At 61.2% G+C, this 21,688-nt stretch carries 17 protein-coding genes; 14 read left to right on the top strand and 3 right to left on the bottom strand.

Annotated elements, in window-relative coordinates:
* From aroC to mtnC, 5 genes are read left to right on the top strand one after another with little or no spacing between them, the layout of a single operon-like run.
* The gene (aroC, locus tag J2Y86_RS07500; RefSeq protein WP_253429285.1) at positions 1 to 1,092 is read left to right on the top strand and encodes a chorismate synthase; all 1,092 of its coding nucleotides are present in this window, start codon (positions 1 to 3) and stop codon (positions 1,090 to 1,092) included.
* Between the two features lie 34 nt (positions 1,093 to 1,126).
* Complete coding sequence (locus J2Y86_RS07495) at positions 1,127 to 2,272, top strand: MFS transporter (RefSeq protein ID WP_253429283.1); 1,146 nt, start codon at positions 1,127 to 1,129, stop codon at positions 2,270 to 2,272.
* Positions 2,269 to 2,895: a methylthioribulose 1-phosphate dehydratase gene (locus J2Y86_RS07490; protein WP_253429281.1), complete on the top strand. Its 627-nt coding sequence runs from the start codon at positions 2,269 to 2,271 to the stop codon at positions 2,893 to 2,895. The genes J2Y86_RS07495 and J2Y86_RS07490 overlap by 4 nt, the downstream gene beginning before the upstream one ends.
* Positions 2,896 to 2,915: 20 nt before the next feature.
* Entirely contained in the window at positions 2,916 to 3,461 is a 546-nt protein-coding gene (locus J2Y86_RS07485) for a 1,2-dihydroxy-3-keto-5-methylthiopentene dioxygenase (RefSeq protein WP_253429279.1), read from the top strand.
* Between the two features lie 4 nt (positions 3,462 to 3,465).
* On the top strand, positions 3,466 to 4,149 hold the full coding sequence (mtnC, locus tag J2Y86_RS07480; RefSeq protein WP_253429277.1) for an acireductone synthase: 684 nt from the start codon (positions 3,466 to 3,468) through the stop codon (positions 4,147 to 4,149).
* Between the two features lie 191 nt (positions 4,150 to 4,340).
* On the opposite strand, the gene J2Y86_RS07475 is transcribed toward mtnC, so the two are convergent.
* Positions 4,341 to 4,619, bottom strand: coding sequence for a DUF3509 domain-containing protein (locus J2Y86_RS07475; protein ID WP_017339634.1), 279 nt, complete (start codon positions 4,617 to 4,619; stop codon positions 4,341 to 4,343).
* A gap of 343 nt (positions 4,620 to 4,962) precedes the next feature.
* On the opposite strand from J2Y86_RS07475, the gene J2Y86_RS07470 reads away from it, so the two are divergent.
* Together J2Y86_RS07470 and J2Y86_RS07465 are read left to right on the top strand one after the other, a co-directional pair.
* Complete coding sequence (locus J2Y86_RS07470; RefSeq protein WP_253429275.1) at positions 4,963 to 6,801, top strand: long-chain-acyl-CoA synthetase; 1,839 nt, start codon at positions 4,963 to 4,965, stop codon at positions 6,799 to 6,801.
* A gap of 96 nt (positions 6,802 to 6,897) precedes the next feature.
* Entirely contained in the window at positions 6,898 to 7,416 is a 519-nt protein-coding gene (locus J2Y86_RS07465; protein ID WP_253429272.1) for an ankyrin repeat domain-containing protein, read from the top strand.
* A 222-nt stretch (positions 7,417 to 7,638) separates the two neighbouring features.
* Here the strand turns inward: J2Y86_RS07465 and J2Y86_RS07460 are convergent, their stop codons facing one another.
* Positions 7,639 to 8,979 carry a substrate-binding domain-containing protein gene (locus J2Y86_RS07460; RefSeq protein ID WP_253429270.1) on the bottom strand — a complete coding sequence of 447 codons (1,341 nt, stop codon included), beginning with the start codon at positions 8,977 to 8,979 and terminating at the stop codon, positions 7,639 to 7,641.
* 188 nt (positions 8,980 to 9,167) lie between these two features.
* Positions 9,168 to 9,980: an exodeoxyribonuclease III gene (xthA, locus tag J2Y86_RS07455; RefSeq protein ID WP_253429269.1), complete on the bottom strand. Its 813-nt coding sequence runs from the start codon at positions 9,978 to 9,980 to the stop codon at positions 9,168 to 9,170.
* A 329-nt stretch (positions 9,981 to 10,309) separates the two neighbouring features.
* Between xthA and J2Y86_RS07450 the strand changes: the two genes are divergently transcribed.
* The 7 genes from J2Y86_RS07450 (at position 10,310) to J2Y86_RS07420 (ending at position 21,620) form a co-directional block, all read left to right on the top strand.
* Positions 10,310 to 10,960, top strand: a complete 651-nt coding sequence (locus J2Y86_RS07450) for a GNAT family N-acetyltransferase (protein WP_214377235.1) — start codon at positions 10,310 to 10,312, stop codon at positions 10,958 to 10,960.
* Between the two features lie 66 nt (positions 10,961 to 11,026).
* Positions 11,027 to 12,754 (top strand): autotransporter assembly complex protein TamA, encoded by a 1,728-nt coding sequence (locus J2Y86_RS07445; protein WP_253429267.1) that lies wholly within the window; start codon positions 11,027 to 11,029, stop codon positions 12,752 to 12,754.
* Complete coding sequence (locus tag J2Y86_RS07440; RefSeq protein WP_253429265.1) at positions 12,751 to 16,419, top strand: translocation/assembly module TamB domain-containing protein; 3,669 nt, start codon at positions 12,751 to 12,753, stop codon at positions 16,417 to 16,419. The genes J2Y86_RS07445 and J2Y86_RS07440 overlap by 4 nt, the downstream gene beginning before the upstream one ends.
* Before the next feature lie 274 nt (positions 16,420 to 16,693).
* The gene (locus J2Y86_RS07435) at positions 16,694 to 17,167 is read left to right on the top strand and encodes a MarR family winged helix-turn-helix transcriptional regulator (RefSeq protein WP_253429263.1); all 474 of its coding nucleotides are present in this window, start codon (positions 16,694 to 16,696) and stop codon (positions 17,165 to 17,167) included.
* Complete coding sequence (locus tag J2Y86_RS07430; RefSeq protein ID WP_253429261.1) at positions 17,164 to 18,633, top strand: efflux transporter outer membrane subunit; 1,470 nt, start codon at positions 17,164 to 17,166, stop codon at positions 18,631 to 18,633. The genes J2Y86_RS07435 and J2Y86_RS07430 overlap by 4 nt, the downstream gene beginning before the upstream one ends.
* Positions 18,634 to 18,648: 15 nt before the next feature.
* Positions 18,649 to 19,854: an HlyD family secretion protein gene (locus J2Y86_RS07425; protein ID WP_253429259.1), complete on the top strand. Its 1,206-nt coding sequence runs from the start codon at positions 18,649 to 18,651 to the stop codon at positions 19,852 to 19,854.
* A 236-nt stretch (positions 19,855 to 20,090) separates the two neighbouring features.
* Positions 20,091 to 21,620 (top strand): DHA2 family efflux MFS transporter permease subunit, encoded by a 1,530-nt coding sequence (locus J2Y86_RS07420; RefSeq protein ID WP_253429257.1) that lies wholly within the window; start codon positions 20,091 to 20,093, stop codon positions 21,618 to 21,620.
* Positions 21,621 to 21,688: the final 68 nt, after the last annotated feature.

Raw genomic sequence — 21,688 nt, 5'->3', positions numbered from 1 at the left:
ATGTCCGGCAATACCTACGGCAAGCTGTTCACTGTCACCACCGCAGGCGAAAGCCATGGTCCGGCGTTGGTCGCCATTGTCGACGGCTGCCCGCCGGGTCTGGAGATTTCCCTCGAGGATTTGCAGCGCGACCTCGACCGCCGCAAGCCCGGCACCAGCCGCCACACCACGCAGCGTCAGGAAGCGGACGAAGTTGAAATCCTCTCCGGCATTTTCGAAGGCCGCACCACCGGTTGCTCGATCGGCCTGTTGATCCGCAACACCGACCAGAAGTCCAAGGACTACTCGGCGATCAAGGATCTGTTCCGCCCGGCCCACGCCGACTATACCTATCACCACAAGTACGGCGAACGCGATTACCGCGGCGGCGGTCGCAGCTCGGCGCGGGAAACCGCCATGCGCGTGGCGGCCGGCGCGATTGCCAAGAAGTACCTGGCCACCCAGGGCATCGTCATTCGCGGCTACATGAGCCAGCTCGGCCCGATCGAAATCCCGTTCAAGACCTGGGATTGCGTCGAAGAAAACGCCTTCTTCAGCCCGGACCCGGACAAAGTGCCGGAGCTGGAAGCCTATATGGACCAACTGCGTCGCGACCAGGATTCGGTCGGCGCGAAGATCACCGTGGTTGCCGAAGGCGTGATGCCGGGCCTCGGCGAGCCGATCTTCGACCGCCTCGACGCCGAACTGGCCCATGCGCTGATGAGCATCAACGCGGTCAAGGGCGTGGAAATCGGCGCCGGTTTCGCCAGCGTTGCCCAGCGCGGCACCGAGCACCGCGATGAAATGACCCCGGAAGGTTTCCTCAGCAACAACGCCGGCGGCATTTTGGGCGGTATCTCGTCCGGTCAGCCGATTGTTGCGCATTTGGCGTTGAAGCCAACCTCGAGCATCACCACGCCGGGGCGTTCCATCGACATCCATGGCAACCCGGTGGAGGTCGTCACCAAAGGTCGCCACGACCCGTGCGTCGGCATCCGCGCCACGCCGATTGCAGAAGCGATGATGGCCATTGTGCTGATGGATCACCTGTTGCGTCACCGCGGGCAGAACGCCGATGTGCGCGTGAGCACGCCGGTGCTGGGTCAGCTTTGATGGCTGACCTTTACGCCACTGCGGTCTGACGGCCGTGGCGGCGCTTCCGTACTGGCGGCTCTCCAGTTTCTATCTGTTCTATTTCGCCTTGCTCGGTTCGACAGCGCCGTTTCTGGCGCTGTACTTCGATCACCTGGGTTTTTCCAGCGCACGCATCGGCGAGCTGGTGGCGATCCCGATGCTGATGCGTTGCGTCGCGCCGAACATCTGGGGCTGGCTCGGTGACTACACCGGCCGGCGCCTGGCCATCGTGCGTTTCGGTGCGGTCTGCACGTTATTCACGTTCTCGCTGATTTTCGTCAGCAAGTCCTACGCCTGGCTGGCGATGGTCATGGCCTTGCATGCGTTTTTCTGGCATGCGGTGTTGCCGCAATTCGAAGTCATCACTCTCGCGCATTTGAAGGGCCAGACGCAGCGCTATAGCCAGATTCGTTTGTGGGGCTCCATCGGTTTCATCATCACCGTGGTGGCGCTGGGGCGCTTGTTCGAATGGCTCAGCCTCGACATTTACCCGGTGGCGCTGGTGTTGATCATGGCCGGGATCGTGGTCAGCAGCCTGTGGGTGCCGAATGCCCAACCGGTCCAGGGTGAGCGAATCACCGGAGACGGATTTCTCAAGCAGATGCGCAACCCCGGCGTATTGGCGTTCTACGGTTGCGTGGCGCTGATGCAGATGAGCCACGGTCCGTATTACACCTTCCTGACCTTGCACCTCGAGCGGTTGGGTTACAGCCGTGGCTTGATCGGCATGCTCTGGGCCCTCGGTGTGGTGGCCGAAGTCCTGATGTTTCTGGCCATGAGCAAGATCCTCGCGCGTTTTTCCGTGCGCCGGGTGCTGCTGGCGAGTTTTCTGCTAGCGGCGCTGCGCTGGTTATTGTTGGGTTCGTTCGCCGAATTCGTCTGGGTGCTGCTGTTCGCCCAAGTGCTGCACGCTGCGACGTTCGGCAGCTTTCACGCCGCTGCCATCCAGTTCGTGCAACGTAGCTTCGGTGCGCGCCAGCAAGGGCAGGGCCAGGCGTTGTATGCCGCGCTGGCCGGCACCGGCGGCGCACTGGGCGCCTTGTACTCCGGCTACAGCTGGAATGCCCTCGGGGCCACGTTCACCTTTAGTATTGCCAGTCTCGCAGCCTTCGCCGCTGCCGTTATCATTGCCACACGTATGCAAGAGGACAGGCCATGAGCCTTACCCGTGAACACCTCGCCCAGGAAATCATCGACGCCGGGCGTTTTCTGTATGGCCGCGGCTGGTCGCCGGCAACCAGCAGCAACTATTCGACCCGGCTGTCGCCGACCGAAGCCTTGCTGACGGTGTCCGGCAAGCACAAGGGCCAGTTGGGCCTCGACGATGTGCTGGCCACGGACCTGTCGGGCAACAGCCTGGAGCCGGGTAAGAAACCGTCTGCCGAAACCCTGTTGCACACCCAGCTCTACAGCTGGCGCGCGGAAATCGGCGCGGTGCTGCACACCCATTCGGTGAACGCCACGGTGCTGTCGCGCCTGACGCCTGAAGACTTCATCGAGTTCGAAGACTACGAACTGCAAAAAGCCTTCAGCGGCGTATCCACCCACGAATCACGGGTGCGGGTGCCGATTTTCGACAACGATCAGGACATTGCGCGGCTCGCCGCCAAGGTGCAGCCTTGGCTGGAAGCCCATCCCGATTGCGTCGGCTATCTGATCCGCGGTCATGGCCTCTACACCTGGGGGGCGCGCATGAGCGATGCGCTGCGGCAAATCGAGGCCTTTGAATTTTTGTTCGAGTGCGAGTTGAAGACCCGCTCGGTTTTAAACCGCAAAGCATGAACCGTTAAGGAGTTGCCCTGATGAGCAGCCTGTCCGTCTACCACGTCTCAAGCCCTGACATTCCGAACAAGGTGCTGACCCATTTCGAAGACATCGCCTCGACCCTGGCCGAGCAGGGCGTGCGCTTTGACCGCTGGCAAGCGACTGCGAAAATCCAGCCGGGCGCCAGCCAGGAAGAGGTGATCGCCGCGTATCAGGAGCAAATCGACACACTCATGACCGAGCGCGGCTACATCACCGTCGACGTCATCAGCCTGAACAGCGACCACCCGCAAAAAGCCGAATTGCGCGCCAAGTTCCTCGACGAACACCGCCATGGCGAAGACGAAGTACGATTTTTCGTTGCCGGCCGTGGCTTGTTCACCCTGCACATCGACGATTACGTGTACGCCGTGCTGTGCGAGAAGAACGACCTGATCTCGGTGCCGGCCGGCACCCCGCACTGGTTCGACATGGGCGAGCATCCGCATTTCGTCGCCATTCGCCTGTTCAACAATCCCGAAGGCTGGGTGGCCAATTTCACCGGCGAAGACATCGCCAGCCGCTTCCCGCGTCTTGAGGACTGAGCCGATGCCGATCAAAGCGATTCTCACCGACATCGAAGGCACCACCAGCGCGGTGAGTTTTGTGTTCGACGTGCTGTTTCCATACGCCGCCAAACACCTGCCGGACTTCGTTCGCCAGCACGCCACGCGCGCCGATGTCGCCGAGCAACTGGCCGCCGTGCGCCGAGACAGCGATGAGCCGGACGCGGACGTCGAGCGCGTTATCGAGATCCTTCTGGGCTGGATCGCCGAAGACCGCAAAGCCACGCCGCTCAAGGCGTTGCAAGGCATGGTCTGGGAGCAGGGCTATCAGGCCGGGCAGTTGAAAGGCCACGTGTACCCGGACGCCGTCGAAGCGCTGAAGCGCTGGCATCAGGAGAGATTCAAACTGTTTGTCTACTCCTCCGGTTCGATCCAGGCGCAGAAACTGATTTTCGGCTGCTCGGAGGCGGGGGACTTGTCACCGCTGTTCAGCGGCTATTTCGACACCACGTCGGGGCCCAAGCGTGAGGCGCAGTCTTATCAGCGCATTACCCGGGCGATTGGCTTGGAGGCGGCGCAGATTCTGTTTTTGTCCGATATCGTCGAAGAGCTGGATGCGGCGCGCACGGCGGGTATGGCGACCTGCGGACTGGCCCGTGAAGGCGGGGAATTGGCGGGGCATGTGACCGTGGACAGCTTCGCGCGGATCGATCCTTCCACGTTCTAACTGTGCAGAAACTGATCCCTGTGGGAGCGGGCTTGCTCGCGAAAGCGGTGTATCAGTCGGTTCAATATTAACTGACCCACCGCTTTCGCGAGCAAGCCCGCTCCCACAGGGAGAATGGGTGTGATTCCAGAAACAACTCAGGCCGTGCAGCGAAAGCTGGCACGGCCTGTTTGTTTACAGCGAGAGCGCGTTTATGCCGAATGATAAGTCGGCAACGCAAACCGCTGCTGGCTTTGCAGCATGGAAATCTGCGGCAGTTCGCTGGCCTGTTCAGCCAGGTCACGACGGATGGCGCTGATCACCCACGACAGCTGATCACCGGCATGCAATTGCTGGTAGGAAATCGAGCGTTTGAACACTTTGCCTTCGGTGCTGCGCAAGGTCAGCAGGATGCCACCGTCCGGACGAGGCTGGGTGGTCACTTCGAAGTTGGAGAACAGGGACGAAAATTTTTCTTGGATCAGGTTCATGTCTATCGGCTCCGTAAGCTCTTGAATGGCAAGCATGCAGAGGTAGTTGCAGTGATTGTGCCAGCACCTGATTTTTTAAAAACCGTTATAAATCAATAAGTTAATTTTTAGTCTTTTTTTCGCTTTCGTGCAATCTGCATGAATGGCCATCGTGCATCCTGCATTTTGCGAGGTTGGCGTCGATTCCATGGAACCAATCAGGGCGTGGACGATCGCGATGTTGCAGGCCTTTTCCGCGGATACAAAACATTTCAAAAACCGCGTGTACAGCTCAAGAACCGTTGACGTATTTTCGGGCTCAATCACCGTCGCCCGACAATAAGAACATCGCACGGGAACCACCATGAGCCGCACGACGAACGACACGATCACCTGGGGCATGATGCTCCGCAAGCTGCCTTCGATTGCCAAGGCCATCCCTCGGGTGGTGAAGGGCATGAAGGCCGCCAACGTCAAGGACCCGACCCAACCGTGCGGCCTCGGCTGGAGTTTCGAGCAGGCAACCTTGCGCAATCCCGAGGGCCCGGCGTTGCTGCAAGGCGCCGTGGTGCTCAGCTATTCACAGGTCAATCAGTGGGCCAACCGCATTGCCCACCACTTGATTGCCCAAGGCCTGCGCAAGGGCGACGTGGTAGCGGTCTTCATCGAGAATCGTCCGGAACTGCTGGTGACGATCCTGGCGGTGGCCAAGGTCGGTGCGGTCAGCGCCTTGCTCAACACCTCGCAGACTCGCGATACCCTGGCCCATAGCCTGAACCTGGTGGCGCCTGCGGCGATCATCGTCGGTGAAGAGCTGGTCCCGGCGTTTTCGGCGGTGCGCGAGCGGGTTTCGATCGACGCGGCGCGCACCTGGTTTGTCGCCGACCAGGACACCTGGAGCCAGCCGGGCATTGCGCCAGACGGCTTCATCAACCTGATGTCGGCAACGGCCGACAGCCCCGACGACAACCCCGCCAGCAGCCAGCAGGTTTTTTTCGACGATCCTTGTTTCTATATCTACACCTCGGGCACCACCGGGTTGCCCAAGGCCGGCGTGTTCAAGCACGGCCGCTGGATGCGCAGCTCCGCGAGCTTCGGCTTGATCGCCCTGAACATGCGCCCCGAGGACATCGTCTATTGCACCTTGCCGCTCTATCACGCCACCGGGCTGTGCGTGTGCTGGGGCTCGGCGATCAGCGGGGCGTCGGGGTTCGCCATTCGCCGCAAGTTCAGCGCCAGCCAGTTCTGGAGCGATGTGCGCAGCTACCGGGCGACCACCCTCGGTTATGTCGGTGAATTGTGCCGCTACCTCGTCGATCAGCCGCCGAGTGCCGACGACAGCCGCCACGGTGTGACGAAAATGATCGGCAACGGCCTGCGCCCCGGCGCCTGGCGCGAATTCAAGACGCGCTTTGGCGTGAACCACATCTGCGAGTTGTACGCGGCCAGCGATGGCAATATCGGTTTCACCAACATGCTCAACTTCGACAACACCGTCGGTTTTTCCCTGATGTCCTGGGAACTGGCGGCCTACGACCACGACACCGGCGCGCCGACCCGGGACGCCACGGGTTTCATGCGCAAGGTAGCCAAGGGCGAGCAGGGGCTGTTGCTGGCGAAGATCGACGAGAAGGCGCCACTGGACGGCTACACCGATCCGCAGAAGACCGAAAAAGTCGTGCTCCACGACGTGTTCGAGAAGGGCGACCGTTACTTCAACACCGGCGACCTGCTGCGCAACATCGGTTTTGGCCACGCGCAATTCGTCGATCGCCTGGGCGATACCTACCGCTGGAAGGGTGAAAACGTCTCGACCACCGAAGTCGAGAACATCCTGCTGCAACACCCGAACATTTCCGAAGCCGTGGCCTATGGCGTGGAAGTGCGCAACACCAACGGGCGGGCGGGGATGGCGGCGATCACACCGGCCGAATCCCTGGCGACCCTGGACTTCAGCGAACTGCTGGCCTTCGCCCGTGAACACATGCCGGCATATGCGGTGCCGTTGTTTTTGCGGGTGAAAGTGAAAATGGAGACCACCGGCACCTTCAAATACCAGAAGACCCGGCTCAAGAATGAAGCCTTCGACCCTGGCAAGACCGGCGACGATCCGATCTACGCCTGGCTGCCGGGGAGCGAGACTTACGTGCAGGTCACCGAACAATTGCTGGCGGACATTCACGGTGGCAAGTACCGCTATTGAATGTGGCTATGGCGTGCCTTGAGAAAAAAGAAGTGACAGTGTCGGGGCCGCTCGGGAAACTGTCGGCTTTGCGAATAACTGTAAGTGGAGTCCCCAATGTCCGATCAAAGCCGCCAGATGTCCCCCGAAGAAGCCGCCGAGTTTGCCGAACAGGTCTTCAACAAGGCGCGCGAGGGCGATGCGGCCATGATGGCTGCGCTGCTGACCAAAGGCCTGCCGCCGAACCTGCGCAACCACAAGGGCGATACCCTGTTGATGCTCGCCGCTTACCACGGTCATGTGGAAACCGTGAAAGTCCTGCTGGAGCACAAGGCCGACCCTGAGATCCGCAACGACAACGGCCAGAGCCCGATAGCCGGTGCGGCGTTCAAGGGCGACCTGGCGGTGGTCAAGGCACTGGTCGAAGGTGGCGCGCAAGTGGAAGGCTCGTCGTTCGACGGCCGTACGGCGCTGATGATGGCGGCGATGTTCAACCGCGTGGAAATCGTCGATTACCTGATCAGCAAGGGGGCTGACCCGAAAGCCAAGGATGCCAATGGTGTGTCCGCGCTGGACGCCGCTAAAACGCTGGGCGCGGTGGATACCACGGCGCAGCTTGAGAAACTGCTGGGCTGATTTTGCAAAATCCTGAGGCGAGTAGAAATCCTGTGGCGAGGGGATTTATCCCCGTTGGGTGGCGCAGCCACCCCATTCCAGTCACCGATGTTTTTCAGGAAGACCGCGTTAACCGGATTGACGACTGCTTCGCAGCCGAACGGGGCGGTGCGACGTTTCGCTAAATCCCCTCGCCACAGGTAATTCCCCTCACCAGACTGCGGTAACTGAATCAGGCGGGTTTCAGTACACCCAAACCTCAACCCGCCGATTCTTGATCCGCCCTTCATCCGCACTGTTGGCCGCCACCGGCATCTCGGCGCCAAAGCCGCGAATCTCGCGAAACACCACGCCGCTTTTCACCAGCTCCCGCCGCACCGCCATGGCCCGCAGTTTCGACAGCAGGTCGGCCCGCGCCGGATCGCTTTTGGCATCGCCAAACCCCACCAGCGTCACCTGCCGGTTGGTCTTCTCGTTCTGCCGGATGTAATCGAGCACCCGCGTCAGGTCCTGCCGGGCCTTGTTGTCCAGCGTCGCGCTGCCTTCTTCAAAACGGAAATTCACGGTCAGGCGCTGGGCGTGGCGGCTGAGTGCCTGATAGCCTTCGGGCATCAGCGCATTCGGTGTGACGGCCATGGCCTGGACGGTCTGGGCAATAAACCCGTTGGCCGCGACGATGGCCTGGCCTTTGCTGCTCTGTGCGAATTTCACCAACGCGTCGGCCCAGGGATTCTTACCGTTGGGCGGCAGGTATAAGAACAGCCGGCGCGACAGCGGATAGTCTTCGGTGGCAATCAGGCTGTTGAGCGGCAACATGGCCTGGGACTGGCCGTCGACGATCGCCACGGCTTTGGCCTGGCGCACGTAGGGCAGGCCGATGAAGCCGATGCCTTGCGGGTCGAGGCTGACTGCGTCAGACAATTGCTCGCTCGATTCGAAACGTTTCGCTGCGCTGTTCAGCGTTTTCCCACGACGACTGAGCACCACTTCCTTGAAGGTGTCATACGTGCCCGATTGGTCATCCCGCGCATACAGATGAATCGTCCCACCGCTGCCGCCGATCTCTTCCCAGGTGCGTGCCTCGCCACTGAAGATGCGCGCCAGTTGTTCGGTGTTGAGTTGATTCAGCGGGTTTTGCGGATGAAGGATGATTGCCAGGCCGTCGATGGCGATGACCTGTTCGGCGCCGGGGCTCTTCAGATCGCCGAGGGACTGCAGGGCCAGCAGTTCGCTGTCCTTGATCGGACGCGAGGAGGCGGCAAGGTCCGCGGTGGCGTTTTTCAGGGCGCTGAAGCCGGTGCTGGAACCGTGGGCCGCGATTTCCACCTCGACCCGTCGCCCTTGCACGGTTTCGCCGACCACCCGCAGTTCGTTGGCGGTGTCCGGGGCTTCGCTGTGAACCTTGAGCAAGCCTTGCTCGCGCATCAAACCCTCGACCAGCGCGGGCCCCAATGCCGCGCCAATGGTGTTGGAACCCTGGATGCGCAACACCGGACCCTGCTTGGGCGTCGGCAAGTCACCCGCCGATGCGGTGACTGGCAGCCCGGCGCACAGTATCAACAGGAAAAAAACGCGCAGCGTCATGCCCGCACCTTATAAAGCCAAAGAAAGTGCGGGGAGAATAAGTCAGTAAGGTTTCTGAAAGATGACAGATCATTCCCACGCTCTGCGTGGGAATGCATCCCGTGACGCTCTGCGTCACCCTCACATTCGGGACGCGGAGCGTCCCAGGCGGCATTCCCACGCGGGAGTGGGAACGATCACTGCAAATTTCAGCTCAACTCAAGCCAGATCGGCGCGTGATCCGAAGGCTTTTCCATCCCGCGCAGGTCGTAATCCACGCCGGCGTCCTTCACCCGCGGCAACAAACCGTGGGACGCCATGATCACGTCGATCCGCAGCCCGCGCTTGGGTTCATCTTCGAAGCCGCGGCTGCGGTAGTCGAACCAGCTGAAACGGTCGGCCACGTCCGGGTTCAGGTGGCGGAAACTGTCCACCAGGCCCCAGTTCTTCAAGCGGGCCATCCACTCGCGTTCTTCCGGCAGGAAACTGCATTTGCCGGTTTTCAGCCACCGTTTCATGTTGTCCGGGCCGATGCCGATGTCGCAGTCTTCCGGGGAAATGTTCACGTCGCCCATCACCACCAGCGGCTGCTCGTTGTTGAACTGGCTTTCCAGCAGGTGCTGCAGATCGTTGTAGAAACGTTCCTTGGCCGGGAACTTGGTCGGATGGTCGCGGCTTTCTCCCTGTGGGAAATAGCCGTTCATGATGGTCACCGGCACGCCATTGGCGTCGGCAAACGTGCCCCAGATGAAGCGGCGCTGAGCGTCTTCTTCATCGGTGACGAACCCTTTGTGCAGCGCCAGCGGTTCCTTGCGCGAGAGCAGGGCGACGCCGTAGTGACCCTTTTGCCCGTGGAAATACACGTGATAACCCAGCGCCTGAACCTCGGCCAACGGGAACTGGTCATCGTGGACCTTGGTTTCCTGCAGGCCGATCACGTCGGGTTGATGCTTTTCGATCAGCGCCGCCAGCTGATGGGGGCGAGCGCGCAGCCCGTTGATGTTGAAGGAGACGATCTTCATGGTCGGCAGTCCTGGCAAAAGGGCGATGCTAGCTGACCTGTGGGATTGGGGCCAGTCTGGGGTGAGGGGATTCTCGGTGTTCTGTCAGATCTTCATTGGCTGTTTCGGGCCTCTTCGCGGGCAAGCCCGCTCCCACAGGTTCCGTGTTTGCCGAATCATTTGGGTACGACACAAAACTTGTGGGAGCGTGGCTTGCCCGCGAAGAGGCCGGTTCAGTCGATAAAGATCCTGACTTTGGTCTATACCTGTCTGGGGAACTGTGAAGCCACCCAAACGCTCGTACCAATAAGAGCACAGCCATTTGAGCTGTGCCGGGGAGATCTACCGCTATGCCCGAAACCTCGACCGCCATCGCCGATATCCACATGCTCGACAGCGGCTACTCCCGCGAAGCCCGCTCCCTGCTTTATCAGGCCTACCGCCACGAACCGACGTTCGGCTACCTCTTCGAAGCCGAGCGCCCCGGGTATGAACAGCGGGTCCGAGCCACCGTGCGCGAACTGGTCAAGCAACACTTCCTTCAGGACTTGCCCGCCATCGGCCTGCTGGTCAACGACCGCTTGATCGGCATCGCCCTGATCGCGCCGCCGCAACGTCGCCTGGGCATTACCGAAAGCTGGGCCTGGCGCCTGCGAATGGTGCTCAGCACCGGGTTTCGCTGCACGCGCCGCTACCTCGAATACCACGATGCGGTGATGGCGTGCGTGCCGTCCGACTCGGTGCACTTGCTGCCGTTGCTGGGGATTCATCCGCAATTCCAGGGCAAACACTTCGGCGAGCAGCTGTTGCAAGCCGTGCACAACTGGTGCGCGGTCGATGAGCACTCTGAAGGTGTAGTGCTCGATACCGGTAATCCGCGTTATCTGGAGTTCTACAAGCGTCAGGGTTATGAGGAAATCGGTGAGGTCGCCGTAGGACCGATCCGCGAACACGTGTTTTTCCATGCCAATCCGCAGGTGCTGCAAACCGCTTCGGCATAAACGGTAGAACTTTCGCGGGACGCGAGGCTCTATCACGCTCCCAAGCTCGTGATAGCATCCGCGCCTATGAAGTTTCCAGGAAGAATTACCAGCGGCGTGCTGATGCTGATCACCAGCTGCGCGGCGCTGGCGCAAAGTGAATTGGATGTGCGGATCAAACCGTCCAACGACGAACTGAAGGCCAATATAGAAGGCTATATCGGCAGCCTCGGCGATCGTGATGAAGAAGCCTTGTTGCGCTTCAGTCGTGGCGCCGAAGAACAGGCACGCAAGGCCGCCCAGGCCCTGGGTTATTACCAGCCGCAGATCGACACGGACGTGAAGGGCGGCAAGACGCCGCGCCTGGTCATGAACATCGAGCCCGGCGAACCGGTGCATTTGCGCACTGTCACCATTCGCATCGACGGTCCGGCCGCTTCCCTGAAATCCTTTCGCGTACCGAAAAGCGACGCGCTGAAAACCGGCGCAGTGCTCAATCATGGCCGCTACGAAGACGCCAAGCGGCTGATCCAGAACCAGGCGTCGCGTTTCGGTTTTTTCAGTGGCCACTTCACGCGGCAGAAACTGGCGGTCGACCCGCGAGCGGGCGTTGCCGACATCGAACTGATCTATGAAAGCGGCCCGCGCTACGCCCTCGGCAAGGTCAGTTTCGAGGGGGATACGCCGTTCGACGAAGAACTGCTGCAACGCATGGTGCCGTTCAAGGCGGGTGCGCCTTACGACTCCGAACTGATCGCCGAACTGAATCAGAATCTGCAATCGAGCGGCTACTTCGAAGGCGTTCGCGTTGATGCCGCGCCAACGGCGTCCAAGAACGACGTGATCCCGGTGGACGTCAAACTCGAAACCCGCAAACCACGGACGATGGGCCTCGGTCTGGGTTATTCCACCGACGTTGGCCCACGGGTCAAGGCCAACTGGACCCGGCACTGGGTCAACCCGCAAGGCCACAGTTATGGCTGGGAAACCGAAGTCTCGGCGCCACGGCAGAACGTCGGGCTGTTCTACGACATTCCGCTCGACCCGCCGCTGACCGACAAGCTGCGCTTCGCCGGTGGCTATCAAAGTGAAGAAATTGCCGACAAGGACAGCCTGAGCAAATTGCTGACCCTCGGTCCCGAGTGGCACAGCAAGTTGCCCAGCGGTTGGCAGCGGGTGGTGTCGCTGAAATGGCAGCGCGAAGAATATCGACTTGGCGACGACTCGGGGCTGAGCAACTTGCTGATGCCCGGCGTCAGCTATTCGTACCTGAAAAGCGACAACCGCATCGATCCGCACAACGGCTATCGCCTGCAATTCGAAACCAAGGTTGCCAAGGAAGGATTGGGTTCGGATACCAACCTGGTTTACGGCACGGCGCTGGTGAAAGGCCTGACCACGGTGTTCGATAAACACCGCTTGCTCGGTCGGGTACAAGTGGGCGGCAGTGCCACCAACGGCTACAAATCGGTGCCGCCGTCGCTGCGTTTCTTTGCCGGTGGCGATCAGAGCGTGCGCGGTTACGATTATCAAAGTCTGTCCCCGGAAAACTCTGACGGCGACCGCATCGGTGGCCGCTACATGATTGCCGGCAGCGTCGAGTATCAATATTCCATCGCCGAAAAATGGCGGGTTGCGACCTTCATCGACCAGGGCAACTCCTTCAACAAACTCGAACTGCCCGATCTCAAGACCGGCGTCGGCATCGGCGTGCGCTGGGTATCCCCGGTGGGGCCGATTCGCCTCGACCTGGCCCACGCGATGGACGACGACGGCGGCATTCGACTGCACTTTTCCATGGGGCCTGAGCTGTGAAGCGTGGTTTGAAAGTAACGCTGCTGGCGATTCTGGCGCTATTGATGCTGGTCCTGCTGACCGTGACCACGGTGCTGGGCACGGCGACCGGCAGTCGTTGGGCGCTAGGGTTTGTGCCGGGTTTGACCCTCGAGAATTTCCAGGGCCGTCTGGGCGGGCAGTGGAGCGCTGACCATCTGGTCTGGCAGCAGGACACCAGCCGGGTTGAACTGAGCAAAGTGATTTTCGCCTGGTCGCCGTTGTGCCTGACGCGCATGACGTTGTGTATCGAGCAGTTGAAGGCCGACCAGGTCAGCCTGCAATTTCCACCGGGCGACGAAGAAGCAAGCAGCGGACCGATTACGCTGCCGGACCTGAAGTTGCCATTGGCGATCGAACTGGGCGACGTGCAGATCGGCAGCTTGCTGTTCAATGGCAGCGAAGAACTCAAAGGCCTGCAACTGGCGGCGCACTGGACCGAACAGGGCTTGCAGATCGACGCCGTGAGTCTGCAACGCGACGAGCTGAGCCTGAATCTGTCGGGCCTGCTGCAGCCCTCCGGCAACTGGCCGCTCAAGGCCGAGGGCAAACTGACCCTGCCAGCCCCGGAACCCTGGGCGCTGGCCCTGAAGATTGACGGCGACCTGCTGAAAACCCTGAACCTGAAAGCCGACAGCAGCGGTTACCTGAACGGCCAGTTGACCGGCGAATTGCAGCCGCTGGTGGATAACCTGCCAGCCAAGGTGCGAATCACCGCTGACGGGTTCAAACCCGCCGCCGACCTGCCGGACACCCTGCAACTCAATCAACTGGAGCTCACCGGCGACGGCGACCTGAAAAACGGCTACCAATTGCACGGCAGCGCCACGCTGCCCGCCGAACAAGGCCCGGTCGCGTTGTTGCTGCAAGGCAAGGTCGACGCCAACGGTGCGCAGATCGCCGCGCTGGACCTGACCGCCAACGACAAGCAAAGCCTCAAGCTCACCGGCGTACTGGACTGGAGCAAAGGCCTGAACGCCACGGCGAAAATCGATTGGCTGGATTTCCCCTGGCATCGGCTCTATCCGGTGATCGACGAGCCGGAAGTGGCCCTGCGCAGCTTCAACGGTGAAGTCTCTTACACCGACGGCAAATACCTCGGCAACTTCAAGGCCGCGCTGGATGGCCCGGCCGGCGCGTTCAGCCTGAGCAGCCCTTTCGCCGGTGACCTGACGAAAATCTACCTGCAACAAATCCAGCTTGAAGCCGGACAGGGCAAGGCCGAAGGGCACTTGAACCTGCAATTTGCCGATGGCATTGCCTGGGACACTGCGCTCGACCTTTCGGCGATCAACCCGGCGTATTGGGTCGCCGAGTTGCCCGGCACCCTGGCCGGACCGTTGCGCAGCAAAGGTGAGATGAAGAATGAAAAACTCAGCCTGAACGCGGACCTTGATCTGAAGGGCAAGCTGCGCGGCCAACCGGCCGTCCTGCAAGCCAAGGCGGATGGTGCCGGAGAACTGTGGAACCTCAGCGCGCTGCAAATCCGTCTGGGTGATAACAGCATCACCGGCAAGGGCAGCCTGCAACAAAAACTCACCGGCCAGATCGACATCAAACTGTCGCGCCTGGCCCAGCTCTGGCCGCAATTGCGAGGTCAGCTCAACGGCCGCGTCGATGTCGCCGGCACGCTCAAGGCGCCACAAGGCAAACTCGGGTTGCAGGGCACGCAATTGGCATTCCAGGACAATCGCCTGCAAAGCCTGAACCTCGACGCTACCCTCGACAGCGCGCAGCGGGCGAAAATCGACCTCAAGGGCAGCGGCATCCAGGCCGGCGATACCTCGCTGGGCACGCTGACCGCCAGTGGCAGCGGCGATATCAAAAACCAGAAACTCAGCCTCGACCTGCAAGGCCCGCAACTGAAGCTGGCCCTGGGACTCGACGGTAATCTGGACAAAGGCAACTGGCGCGGGCGTCTGGCCAGTGGCGATATCCAGGCCGGCGGTCAGGACTGGAAGCTGCAAGGGCCGGCGAAACTCGAACGGCTGGCGGACGGCAAAATCAATTTCGGCGCCCATTGCTGGATGTCCGGACCGGCCAGTCTGTGCGGTGAAGACCAGCGGCTGATGCCGGAGCCGAAGCTGCGCTACCACCTCAAGCAATTCCCGATCGACAGTATGGCGCAGTGGTTGCCGAAGGATTTCGCCTGGAAGGGCCGGCTCAACGCCGACCTGCAACTGGACCTGCCGGCCAGCGGCCCGAACGGCCAGATCAGCCTCGATGCCAGCGGCGGCACCTTGCGTATCAAGGACAAGGATCAGTGGCTGGATTTTCCCTACCAGACCTTGAGACTCATCAGCAAACTGACGCCCAAGCGCATCGACACCGACTTCAATTTCGTCGGCGGCAAGCTCGGCGAATTGAGTGTGCAGGCGCAGATCAATCCGCTGCCGAAGAACAAACCGCTGACCGGATCGTTCCGTCTCAATGGCCTGGATTTGTCCGTCGCTCGACCGTTTGTGCCGATGGTCGAGAAACTGACCGGACGCCTGAACGGCAGCGGCACGATTTCCGGTGGCTTGATGGCGCCTTTGGTCAACGGCAACCTGTTGCTCAGCGACGGCGAAATCTCCGGTCCTGAATTGCCGATGGACCTGGAAGCCTTGCAGCTTCAAGCCGTGATCGCCGGTGAAACCGTGCAATTGAATGGCGGCTGGAAAAGCGGCAAGAACGGGCAGGGCAGTCTGAACGGCAATATCGCCTGGGGTCAGGCGCTGGTGGTGGATCTGGCGCTCAAGGGCACGCAATTGCCGGTTACTGTCGAGCCTTATGCCAAGCTGGAAGTGGCGCCAGACCTGAAGATCTCAATGAAGGGCGACGAGTTGGCCATCGCCGGCAAAGTGCTGGTGTCGCGGGGGGACATCACCGTGCGCGAGTTGCCGCCGTCGACGGTCAAGGTGTCCGATGACACGGTGATCATCGGTCAACAGACCGAAGAGGGCAAACCGCCGCTGGCAATGAAAATGGACATCGATGTGGTGGTCGGCGAGGACAAACTGAGCTTCGCCGGGTTTGGCTTGACCGCCAATCTGCAAGGGCACGTGCACATCGGCGACAACATGGACACGCGTGGCGAGCTGTGGCTCAACGACGGGCGTTATCGCGCCTATGGCCAGCGGTTGACGGTGCGCCGGGCGCGCTTGCTGTTTGCTGGCCCGATCGATCAGCCCTATCTCGACATCGAAGCGATTCGCCAGACCGACGACGTCATCGCCGGTATTCGCCTGAGTGGCAGCGCCGAGCAGCCGACCACGCAGATTTTCTCCGAGCCGGCGATGAGTCAGGAACAGGCCTTGTCCTATCTGGTGCTCGGCCGTCCGCTGAGCACCACCGGTGAAGACAACAACATGCTGGCCCAGGCCGCACTCGGCCTGGGGTTGATGGGCAGTTCCGGGATGACCGGCAAACTGGCCAGCGATCTGGGGATTCAGGATTTCCAGCTGGATACCGAAGGCAGCGGCAACACGACGAGCGTGGTGGCCAGCGGCAACATCTCCGAGAAGCTCAGTTTGCGGTATGGCGTTGGGGTATTCGAGCCGGCCAACACCATTGCCTTGCGCTACAAGCTGAGCAAGAAGGTGTACCTCGAAGCGGCGGGCGGCGTGGCCAGTTCGCTGGATATCTTCTACAAGCGGGATTTCTAGACCTGTGGCGAGGGGGCTTGTCGGAGCGCCGCATCGCCCCGTTGGGCCGCGCAGCGGCCCCCTCAGCTGCAACTCCATTCCTTCTGAAACCCTGCACATCTAAAAGTGACGACTGCTGCGCAGCCGAACGGGGGTGAACCCCCTCGCCACAGGATTTGTGGGTCGCCATTTATCCGCTAAATACAAAGCAACCTAACTATTACGTTGACATTCGCTGCCTAGGCAGTAACATCTCGACATACATTCTCTGCCTAGGCAGCTAATTGGTGGTCAGATGAAGCATTTCACCCCGGACGAATTCCACACCTGCCATCTCGGCCTCTTGCTCGGGCGCGCTGCGCTGCTCAAAGACCGGATCATCGACACGCACATGGAACCCCATGGCATCACCGCCGCGCAGTTCAAAGTGCTGATCATCATGGCTCAGTTCGGCGTTGATACCCCGGCCGAGCTGTGCCGCCACCTGTCGCTCGACAGTGGTTCGATGACCCGCATGCTCGATCGTCTGGAACAGAAAGGTTTCCTCGCCCGCCAGCGTTCCGAGGCAGATCGCCGTCAGGTGCAGCTTGTGTTAACTGAGCAAGGCCAACGGTTGACCGACCGCCTGCCGGAAATCGGCGCCGACGCCATGAACGAACTGGCCGGCGCGATCACCCCGGAAGAGTTGAAAACCCTGGAACAGATCCTGAAGAAAATTTTGGTGGCAGCCGGTGACTCGATCACGCTGCTGCGGGTAGGTGACAAATGAGCAGCAAAACCTTGCGCGCCGGCCTGAGCCTGGTGCTCGCGGCCATGACCCTGGCCGGTTGCGCCAGCTACAGCGGCCTGACCACCGAAGGCAAAAGCCTCGATGCGAAAACCCTCAAGGCCGGGCAATCCCTCAGCGGCGTGACCCTGTCGCCGGCGGCCTGGCCGAAAAGCGACTGGTGGAAAAGCCTCGGCGACCCACAGCTTGACGGTCTGATTCGCGAAGCCCTGCACGACAGCCCGGACATGCAGATCGCCGACGCTCGCGCCCATCAGGCCAGCGCCGCCGCGTACGCCGCCGATGCTGCGCGCATGCCGACCCTCGATGCCAGCGCCGGCGTCAGCCGTTCGCGTCTGGCCCGGGATCAAGACCCGCGAGGCGAGGGCGATGCGTACTCCACCGTGCGTAACATCGGCGCCAGTTTCAATTACAACTTCGACCTCTGGGGCGGTCAGCGTGACGCCTGGGAAGCGGCGTTGGGCCAGGCCCGCGCGGCCGAAGTCGATCAGCAGGCCGCGCAACTGACCTTGGCCGCCGACGTTGCCCGCGCTTATAGCGATCTGGGGCAGGCGCATATCGTCCATGACCTGGCACAGGAAGATCTCAAGCGCACCAAACAAATGCTCGACCTGAGCCAACGGCGCCTGAGTTCCGGGATCGACAGTCAGTACCAGTTCCAGCAAACCGAAAGCCTTGAAGCTACCTCCGAAGCCAGCCTGATCGACGCCGAAAAACGCCTGCAAAGCGCGAAAATCGCCTTGGCGGTATTGCTCGGCAAAGGCCCGGATCGGGGCAACGACATCGCCCGGCCGAAGATTCTGCAGGCCAGCGCCGTCGCATTGCCATCGGTCCTGCCCGCCGAGTTGCTCGGTCGGCGCCCGGATCTGGTCGCCGCACGTTGGCGCGTAGAAGCCGCGAGCAAGAACATCGACGCCGGCAAAACCCGGTTCTATCCCAACCTCAACCTGAGCGCCGCCGCCGGTGCCGAATCGTTGCTGGGTGACGCGATGTTCGGATCGGCCAGTCGTTTCTTCAACATCGCGCCGACGATCTCGGTGCCGATTTTCGACGGTGGCCGCCTGCGCGCCGACCTCGATGCTCGCGACGCCGATTACGACCTCGCGGTGGCGCAGTACAACAAAAACCTGGTGAGAGCGCTGGGTGATGTCAGCGACACGATCAACCAGTTGCGCGATATCGGCCGGCAGATCGGCGCTCAACAGCACGCCACCGACATTGCCCAGGATTCTTACAACACCGTGGTCCAGCGTTACGGTTCCGGCATCGGAAACTACCTGGACGTGCTCAGCATCGAGCAGCAATTGCTCCAGGCCCAGCGTCAGCTGGCCAACCTGAATGCCGAGCAGATCGACCTGTCGATCCAACTGATGCAAGCGCTGGGCGGCGGTTTTCAGGGCGAAACCCTGACCGCGGCCAACGCAACCCCAGCCACGCAGCACAACTAATTCAAGGTAATTGTCATGGCCACTGCCGATACAACTCCTGCTTCAACTGACAACGCACCAGGCACCAGCAATCCGCGCAAACGCAAAGTCATGCTGGTGATCCTCGCGATCGTGGTGATCCTCGCCGGTATCGGCGTCTGGGGTTATCACGAGTTCTACGGGCGCTGGAACGAAAGCACCGACGATGCCTATGTGAACGGCAACGTGGTGGAAATCACCCCGCTGGTCACCGGCACCGTGGTCAGCATTGGCGCCGACGATGGCGACCTGGTCCATGAAGGCCAGGTGCTGATCAACTTCGACCCGAACGACGCCCAGGTCGGTCTGCAAAGTGCCCAGGCCAACCTGGCCCGCACCGTGCGCCAGGTGCGCGGTTTGTACAGCAACGTCGACGGCATGAAAGCCCAGGTCAACGCCCAGCAGGCGGAAGTGCAAAAGGCCCAGGACAACTTCAATCGCCGGAAAAACCTGGCCGCTGGCGGGGCGATTTCCCAAGAAGAGCTGTCCCACGCTCGTGACGACCTGACCTCGGCGCAAAACGCCCTGGCCAATGCCAAGCAGCAACTGAAAACCACCAGCGCCCTGGTCGATGACACCGTGGTGTCGTCGCACCCGGACGTGATGTCGGCCGCCGCGCAATTGCGTCAGGCCTACCTCAACAATTCCCGCAGCACCCTGATTGCACCGGTGACCGGCTACGTCGCCAAGCGCTCGGTACAACTCGGTCAACGGGTCCAGCCGGGCACCGCGCTGATGGCCGTGATTCCGCTGGATCAGCTGTGGATCGACGCCAACTTCAAGGAAACCCAGTTGCGCGACATGCGCATCGGTCAGCCGGTGGATATCCAGGCCGACCTCTACGGCAGCGACGTGAAGTTCAGCGGCACCATCGACAGCCTCGGCGCGGGCACCGGCAGCGCGTTCGCTTTGCTGCCGGCACAGAACGCCACCGGTAACTGGATCAAGATCGTGCAGCGGGTGCCGGTGCGGATCCACATCAACGCCGAAGAACTGGCCAAGCACCCATTGCGCGTGGGGCTGTCGACGCAGGTCGATGTGAACCTGCGTGACCAGAGCGGCCCGGTGCTGGCGCAACAGCCACCGCAAAAGGCCTCGTTCAGCACCAACGTCTACGACCGTCAGTTGGCCGAGGCTGACGCGATGATCACGCAGTTGATTCACGACAACAGCGCTGCGGTCAGCAAGACCGTTCAACGCTGATTCGTCCATCACACAGAATCTGTGGGAGCGGGCTTTTGTGGCGAGGGGATTTATCCCCGTTCGGCTGCGAAGCAGTCGCAAAGCTTTTGGGGCCGCTTCGCGACCCAACGGGGATAAATCCCCTCGCCACAAAAGCTATCTCGCCACAAAAGCTCCTTTGCCACAAAGGCTCGCTCCCACACGGTCAGCTGCGTCTGTAACAGGCGCAGCGCCCATCAGGTTTCAAAGGACTCGCGATGAGCAATAACGCGTCTTTCACGCCGCCCAGCCTGCTGCTCAGCACCATCGGCCTGTCGCTGGCGACCTTCATGCAAGTGCTCGACACCACCATCGCCAACGTGGCGTTGCCGACGATTTCCGGCAACCTGGGCGTGAGTTCTGAGCAGGGCACCTGGGTGATCACCTCGTTTGCGGTGAGCAACGCCATCGCGCTGCCGCTGACCGGTTGGCTGAGCCGGCGGTTTGGTGAGGTGAAGCTGTTTTTGTGGGCGACGATTCTGTTTGTACTGGCTTCGTTTCTCTGCGGTATTTCCACCTCGATGCCGGAGCTGATCGGCTTTCGCGTGCTGCAGGGCCTGGTGGCCGGGCCGTTGTACCCGATGACCCAGACGCTGCTGATTGCGGTCTATCCCCCCGCCAGGCGTGGCATGGCCCTGGCGTTGCTGGCGATGGTCACGGTGGTGGCGCCGATTGCCGGGCCGATTCTTGGCGGCTGGATCACGGACAGCTACAGCTGGCCGTGGATCTTCTTCATCAACGTGCCGATCGGGATTTTCGCGGTGATGGTCGTGCGCTCGCAGCTCAAGGCGCGTCCGGTGGTGACCAGTTATCAGCCGATGGACTACGTCGGTCTGATCACGCTGATCATCGGCGTCGGTGCGTTGCAGGTGATCCTCGACAAGGGCAACGACCTGGACTGGTTCGAATCGAATTTCATCCTCATCGGTGCAGCGATTTCGGTGATTGCGCTGGCGGTGTTCGTGATCTGGGAAATGACCGACCAGCACCCGGTGGTCAACCTGCGGTTGTTTGCGTATCGCAACTTCCGCATCGGCACGATTGTGCTGGTGTTGGGTTACGCCGGGTTCTTCGGGATCAACCTGATCCTGCCGCAATGGCTGCAAACGCAGATGGGCTACACCGCGACCTGGGCCGGCTTGGCGGTCGCACCGATCGGGATTCTGCCGGTGCTGATGTCGCCATTTGTCGGCAAGTACGCGCACAAGTTCGACCTGCGGTTACTGGCGGGCCTGGCGTTCCTGGCGATTGGCCTGAGCTGCTTCATGCGCGCCGGGTTTACCAACGAGGTGGACTTCCAGCACATCGCCCTGGTGCAACTGTTCATGGGCATTGGTGTGGCGCTGTTCTTCATGCCGACCTTGAGCATTCTGATGTCGGACCTGCCGCCGAGCCAGATCGCCGATGGTGCGGGCCTCGCGACCTTCCTGCGGACGCTGGGCGGCAGTTTTGCGGCGTCGTTGACGACCTGGATCTGGATTCGCCGGGCGGACCAGCATCATGCCTACATGAGCGAAAGCATCAGCACGTATGAACCGGCGACCCGTGAGGCGTTGAACAGCCTGGGCGGTGCGAGCAACCCGGCGTACGCGCAGCTCGATCATGTGCTGACGAGTCAGGCGTACATGCTCTCCACCGTGGATTACTTCACGTTGCTGGGGTGGGCGTTCATGGGGTTGATCGTGATTGTGTGGCTGGCGAAGCCGCCGTTTGCGGCGAAGGCGGGGCCTGCGGCTTCCGGTCATTGAGATAAACACAAACCCCTGTGGGAGCGGGCTTGCCCGCGATAGCGGAATCACATTCAACAACGTTGTTG

Origin of the sequence: Pseudomonas migulae (assembly GCF_024169315.1) — a bacterium.
Classification (GTDB): domain Bacteria; phylum Pseudomonadota; class Gammaproteobacteria; order Pseudomonadales; family Pseudomonadaceae; genus Aquipseudomonas; species Aquipseudomonas migulae_B.
This window is presented reverse-complemented; position numbering and strand designations above follow the sequence as displayed.

Bases quoted from the DNA above. Each gene is read 5' to 3' on its own strand.
- J2Y86_RS07435 (WP_253429263.1), top strand. From the start codon at position 16,694: ATGAAGCATTTCACCCCGGACGAATTCCACACCTGCCATCTCGGCCTC.
- J2Y86_RS07450 (WP_214377235.1), top strand. From the start codon at position 10,310: ATGCCCGAAACCTCGACCGCCATCGCCGATATCCACATGCTCGACAGC.
- J2Y86_RS07420 (WP_253429257.1), top strand. From the start codon at position 20,091: ATGAGCAATAACGCGTCTTTCACGCCGCCCAGCCTGCTGCTCAGCACC.
- J2Y86_RS07425 (WP_253429259.1), top strand. From the start codon at position 18,649: ATGGCCACTGCCGATACAACTCCTGCTTCAACTGACAACGCACCAGGC.
- aroC (WP_253429285.1), top strand. From the start codon at position 1: ATGTCCGGCAATACCTACGGCAAGCTGTTCACTGTCACCACCGCAGGC.
- J2Y86_RS07445 (WP_253429267.1), top strand. From the start codon at position 11,027: ATGAAGTTTCCAGGAAGAATTACCAGCGGCGTGCTGATGCTGATCACC.
- J2Y86_RS07490 (WP_253429281.1), top strand. From the start codon at position 2,269: ATGAGCCTTACCCGTGAACACCTCGCCCAGGAAATCATCGACGCCGGG.
- mtnC (WP_253429277.1), top strand. From the start codon at position 3,466: ATGCCGATCAAAGCGATTCTCACCGACATCGAAGGCACCACCAGCGCG.
- J2Y86_RS07470 (WP_253429275.1), top strand. From the start codon at position 4,963: ATGAGCCGCACGACGAACGACACGATCACCTGGGGCATGATGCTCCGC.
- J2Y86_RS07430 (WP_253429261.1), top strand. From the start codon at position 17,164: ATGAGCAGCAAAACCTTGCGCGCCGGCCTGAGCCTGGTGCTCGCGGCC.
- J2Y86_RS07465 (WP_253429272.1), top strand. From the start codon at position 6,898: ATGTCCGATCAAAGCCGCCAGATGTCCCCCGAAGAAGCCGCCGAGTTT.
- J2Y86_RS07485 (WP_253429279.1), top strand. From the start codon at position 2,916: ATGAGCAGCCTGTCCGTCTACCACGTCTCAAGCCCTGACATTCCGAAC.
- J2Y86_RS07460 (WP_253429270.1), bottom strand. From the start codon at position 8,979: ATGACGCTGCGCGTTTTTTTCCTGTTGATACTGTGCGCCGGGCTGCCA.
- J2Y86_RS07475 (WP_017339634.1), bottom strand. From the start codon at position 4,619: ATGAACCTGATCCAAGAAAAATTTTCGTCCCTGTTCTCCAACTTCGAA.
- xthA (WP_253429269.1), bottom strand. From the start codon at position 9,980: ATGAAGATCGTCTCCTTCAACATCAACGGGCTGCGCGCTCGCCCCCAT.